The sequence below is a fragment of the Pseudomonas sp. NPDC086278 genome (genome assembly GCF_050280905.1).
GTDB lineage: Bacteria > Pseudomonadota > Gammaproteobacteria > Pseudomonadales > Pseudomonadaceae > Aquipseudomonas.
On record NZ_JBNNWE010000180.1, the window covers coordinates 1 to 4,481 of the forward strand.

The window sequence follows — 4,481 nt, forward strand, 5'->3', positions numbered from 1 at the left end:
AGTCGCGAGTCGCTTGCCACCGACAGCGATCCACTGATCACCCGCGCCATCACCTATTACCAAACCGCCAGTTATGGCTTCAAGCAACAGCTGCGCAAAGGCCCCGTGAGCGCGAGTTTACGGGGCCTTTGGCGTTTAACAGGCAGTAACAAACTCGCTGGCATGCGTCTCCTCGCCACGGTCGGTTTGCTGTTTCTTTCACAACTGCGGGTGTATCGTATTCGCCTTTTGCGGGCCTGGGCCTGCCGCTTTTCATGTGAGGTAGTTGAGTTCATGTCCTTTACCCGTCGACAAATACTCGGTGGTCTGGCCGGTCTTGCGGTGGTTGGCGTGGGGGCCGGTGGCGCGTCGCGTTACTGGCTGGGCAAGATGGCCGACGCCGACGCGGGCCACGACTATGAGCTGATCGCCGCGCCGCTGGACGTCGAGCTGGTGCCCGGGCACAAAACCGAAGCCTGGGCGTTCGGCCCGTCGGCGCCGGGTACTGAATTGCGCGTGCGTCAGGGCGACTGGCTGCGGGTGCGTTTCATCAATCACCTGCCGGTCGCGACGACCATTCACTGGCACGGCATCCGCCTGCCGCTGGAAATGGACGGCGTGCCGTACGTTTCGCAATTGCCGGTGCTGCCGGGCGAATACTTCGACTACAAATTCCGCGTGCCCGATGCCGGCAGCTATTGGTATCACCCGCACGTGAACAGCAGCGAGGAACTCGGCCGTGGCCTGGTCGGCCCGCTGATCATCGAAGAGCGCGAGCCTACCGGCTTCAAATACGAAAAAACCCTGAACCTCAAGAGCTGGCACGTCGACGACGCCGGCAATTTCGTCGAGTTCAGCATTCCCCGGGAAGCGGCACGCGGCGGTACGGCGGGACGCCTGGCGACCATCAACGGTGTGCCGCAAGCGATCATCGATTTGCCGGCCGGGCAGATCACCCGGGTGCGCCTGCTCAATCTCGATAACACGCTGACTTACCGCCTCAACATTCCGGGCGTCGAGGCGCAGATCTACGCGCTGGACGGCAATCCGGTCGAACCGCGTCCGCTGGGCAAGGAATACTGGCTCGGTCCGGGCATGCGTATTTGCCTGGCGATCAAGGCGCCGCCCGCCGGTGAAGAACTGTCCCTGCGCAATGGCCCGGTTCGCCTGGGCACGTTCCGCTCCGTGGCCAACAACGACGAGCCAACGCAGTGGCCGCCGGCGATGCCCGCCAATCCGGTCGCCGAGCCCGACCTGGCCAATGCCGAGAAACTCAACTTCAATTTCGAATGGGTGGGTTCGGTGTCGGTCAACGTCGACAACGGCAAGCCGCCGAGCCTTTGGCAAATCAACGGCAAGGCCTGGGACATCACCGACAAGACCTGTGCCGACCGCCCGATTGCCAAGCTTGAACTGGGCAAAAGCTACATTTTCGAATTGAAAAACATGACTCAGTATCAGCATCCGATTCACCTGCACGGCATGAGCTTCAAGGTGATTGCCTCGAACCGGCACAAGGTCATTCCGTACTTCACCGACACTTACCTGTTGGGCAAGAACGAGCGCGCGCAAGTGGCGCTGGTGGCGGATAACCCTGGCGTGTGGATGTTCCATTGCCATGTGATCGACCACATGGAAACCGGCCTGATGGCCGCCATCGAGGTGGCGTGATGCGTCAGATTCGTCCCGCCGCGATCATCGATCGCAGCCGTGATCGCGACTTCATGCGCGAAGCGCTGGCCCTCGCCGCGCAAGGCGCGGCGCTGGGTGAAGTGCCAGTGGGCGCGGTGCTGGTGCAGGACGGGCAAATCATCGGTCGCGGCTTCAATTGCCCGATCAGCGGCAACGACCCGAGCGCCCATGCCGAAATGGTCGCGATCCGCGCCGCCGCCCTGGCTGCCAGCAACTATCGCCTGCCGGGCAGCACCCTCTACGTGACCCTGGAACCGTGCAGCATGTGCGCCGGCCTGATCGTGCATTCGCGGATTGCGCGGGTGGTGTACGGCGCCTTAGAGCCCAAAGCCGGGATCGTGCAGAGCCAGGGGCAGTTCTTCACCCAAGGCTTTCTGAATCATCGGGTGTTGTTCGAAGGCGGAGTGCTGGCTGAGGAGTGCGGGGCTGTGTTGAGCGAATTCTTCAAGGCGCGAAGGGCCAAACCCATCGAATAAACACTTCACCCCTGTGGGAGCGGGCTTGCTCGCGAATACGCTGTGTCAGGCAACAAAATACTGACTGATACAGCGCGTTCGCGAGCAAGCCCGCTCCCACGTGGGAACTACATTGGCTTACGGGCCACGATCACCGCGCGCATCGGCGCCGGCAGCCCTTCAATGGTCTTGCTGTGATCGTCCGGGTCCAGGAAGTCGCTCAGCGACTGATATTTCATCCACTCCGTGCCGCGCTGTTCTTCGACCGTGGTCACGCTCACGTCCACGCATTTCACATCGGTAAACCCGGCACGCCGCAACCACAGCTCCAGCGCTGGCACTGACGGCAGGAACCACACGTTACGCATCTGCGCATAACGGTCTTCCGGCACCAGCACTTGCTGCTGATCACCTTCGATCACCAGCGTTTCCAGCACCAGTTCGCCGCCCTTGACCAGGCAATCCTTCAGCGCCAGCAAGTGCTCGATGGGCGAGCGCCGGTGATAGAACACGCCCATCGAAAACACGGTGTCGAAGCCTTCGAGATTCGGCGGGAGGTCTTCGAACGGAAACGGCAGGTGCCAGGCGTTCGGTTCTGACAGGTAACGCTGCACGGCCTGGAACTGGCAGAAGAACAGCCAGTTCGGGTCAACGCCAATCACGCTGTCGGCCCCGGCGCCGAGCATGCGCCACATGTAGTAACCGTTACCGCAACCGACATCAAGGATGCGTTTGCCCGCAAGGTTCAGATGCGGGGCGACGCGCGACCACTTCCAGTCCGAACGCCATTCGGTGTCGACGTGCACGCCAAACAAATCGAACGGCCCTTTGCGCCACGGCGATAACCCCATCAGTGCGGTATGCATCTGCGCGCGGGTTTCATCGTCGCACTCAGTGTCCAGCGTCAGGCCGTTGAGCAAGTCGACCTCGCTTGGCTGGATCTTCGGCAGCGCGTCCAGCGCACTTTGCCAGCGCTCCAGGTCGCCGTGGCCCTTCTCCATTTTCTTGTCGAGTTGCGCCTGCAACGTGTTGGCCCAGTCGGCCAGCGGCGTGCCGGCCAAACGGCGGGCGAGGGGGGACAGATCAATCATGGCAAGGCAATCAACGAGGCAAAGTTAAGACACTGGAACCACGGCACGACTTTCGAGAACCCGGCGGCCAACAGGCGCTCGCGGTGTTCTTCGAGGCTGTCGGGCTTCATGACGTTTTCAATGGCGCTGCGCTTCTGGGCGATTTCCAGTTCGCTGTAGCCGTTGGCGCGTTTGAACGCGACGTGCAGATCGGTGAGCAACGCGTGTTCTTCGAGATCGTTGAAGCGCAGCTTCTCCGACAGAATCAGCGCGCCGCCGGGCAACAACGATTGTCGGATGCGGCTCAGCAGCGCGGTACGTTGGTCCGGGGCGATGAATTGCAGGGTGAAGTTCAGCGCCACCACCGAGGCCGGCTGGAAATCGAGGGCGAGGATGTCGCCTTCGATGACCTCGACGGGCAGCAACTCCTGGAACATCGAGTCCTGACCGTTGAGGTACTCGCGGCAGCGCTCGACCATCGCCGCCGAGTTATCCACAGCGATCACGCGGCAGCCGTCGGTGCGCACGTGACGGCGCAGGGCCTGAGTCACGGCGCCCAGGGACGAGCCGAGGTCGTAGAGCACGCTGTTGGGCTGGGCGAATTGCGCCGCGAGTACGCCGAGGTTTTCGACGATGGTCGGATAACCCGGCACCGAGCGCTTGATCATGTCCGGGAACACCCGCACCACGTCCTCGTTAAAGGCGAAGTCAGGCACCTGGGCCAAAGGCTGGGCAAATAGGCGATCGGGTTCTTTGCTCACGGCGGTTCCAGCGGCGTTGATGGAAAAGGCCGGCATTTTAGCCAAATTGACCGGGGGATGCGCGGGTTGTCTGATAAACCGCCGCGCTGAATTCGCCGCAAAAGGGCGAGAGCGCCCTTGTGGTTGGCTCTATTGGAGCGCGAAGCGTTGCCCTGCATTCAGGCAAGAACGCTCTTGTGGCGAGGGGGCTTGCCCCCGTTGGAGTGCGAAGCACTCCCCCCGCATTCTTTCAGTTTCACCCCATTCACCGGATTTGCGCCGGCTGCGCCGTCGAACGGGGGCGAGCCCCCTCGCCACAGGGGTCAGCGTTGTTTCTGGGTGAACGCCGAGGCCGTGATGCCCCATTGCCCCAGCCAGTAGCTGAGGATGATCACGTACGTAATGAGCGGTGCTTTTGTGGCAAGGGGGGGCTCTTGTGGCGAGGGGGCTTGAACTGGTCAAGTAATCCCGGACACCGGTTACGGTGTTTATGCCGCTTTTTGCTCCATAGCTATTGGCGACAGGTAGTGGTTGTAGCTGTGGAG

The 4,481-nt window shown here is 61.8% G+C and carries 4 protein-coding genes and 1 pseudogene; 2 read left to right on the forward strand and 3 right to left on the reverse strand.

The features are described from left to right. Positions 1-273 precede the first annotated feature (273 nt). Complete coding sequence (locus ACQKP4_RS28455; protein ID WP_427637371.1) at positions 274-1,650, forward strand: multicopper oxidase family protein; 1,377 nt, start codon at positions 274-276, stop codon at positions 1,648-1,650. After that, positions 1,650-2,147, forward strand: a complete 498-nt coding sequence (gene tadA, locus ACQKP4_RS28460) for a tRNA adenosine(34) deaminase TadA (RefSeq protein WP_427637366.1) — start codon at positions 1,650-1,652, stop codon at positions 2,145-2,147. Before ACQKP4_RS28455 ends, tadA begins: the two co-directional genes overlap by 1 nt. A gap of 107 nt (positions 2,148-2,254) precedes the next feature. Here the strand turns inward: tadA and cmoB are convergent, their stop codons facing one another. The 3 genes and pseudogenes from cmoB to ACQKP4_RS28475 all read right to left on the reverse strand — a co-directional run. After that, positions 2,255-3,217, reverse strand: coding sequence for a tRNA 5-methoxyuridine(34)/uridine 5-oxyacetic acid(34) synthase CmoB (gene cmoB / locus ACQKP4_RS28465; protein WP_427637367.1), 963 nt, complete (start codon positions 3,215-3,217; stop codon positions 2,255-2,257). Continuing rightward, positions 3,214-3,993: a carboxy-S-adenosyl-L-methionine synthase CmoA gene (gene cmoA, locus ACQKP4_RS28470; RefSeq protein ID WP_427637369.1), complete on the reverse strand. Its 780-nt coding sequence runs from the start codon at positions 3,991-3,993 to the stop codon at positions 3,214-3,216. The genes cmoB and cmoA overlap by 4 nt, the downstream gene beginning before the upstream one ends. A 266-nt stretch (positions 3,994-4,259) precedes the next feature. Then, positions 4,260-4,334: pseudogene (locus ACQKP4_RS28475) on the reverse strand (lysoplasmalogenase); the annotation flags it as partial. Positions 4,335-4,481 lie beyond the last annotated feature (147 nt).

What these genes read in the sequence shown, in the direction of transcription:
- ACQKP4_RS28455 (WP_427637371.1), top strand. Translation starts at nt 274, where the DNA reads ATGTCCTTTACCCGTCGACAAATACTCGGTGGTCTGGCCGGTCTTGCG.
- cmoA (WP_427637369.1), bottom strand. Translation starts at nt 3,993, where the DNA reads ATGCCGGCCTTTTCCATCAACGCCGCTGGAACCGCCGTGAGCAAAGAA.
- tadA (WP_427637366.1), top strand. Translation starts at nt 1,650, where the DNA reads ATGCGTCAGATTCGTCCCGCCGCGATCATCGATCGCAGCCGTGATCGC.
- cmoB (WP_427637367.1), bottom strand. Translation starts at nt 3,217, where the DNA reads ATGATTGATCTGTCCCCCCTCGCCCGCCGTTTGGCCGGCACGCCGCTG.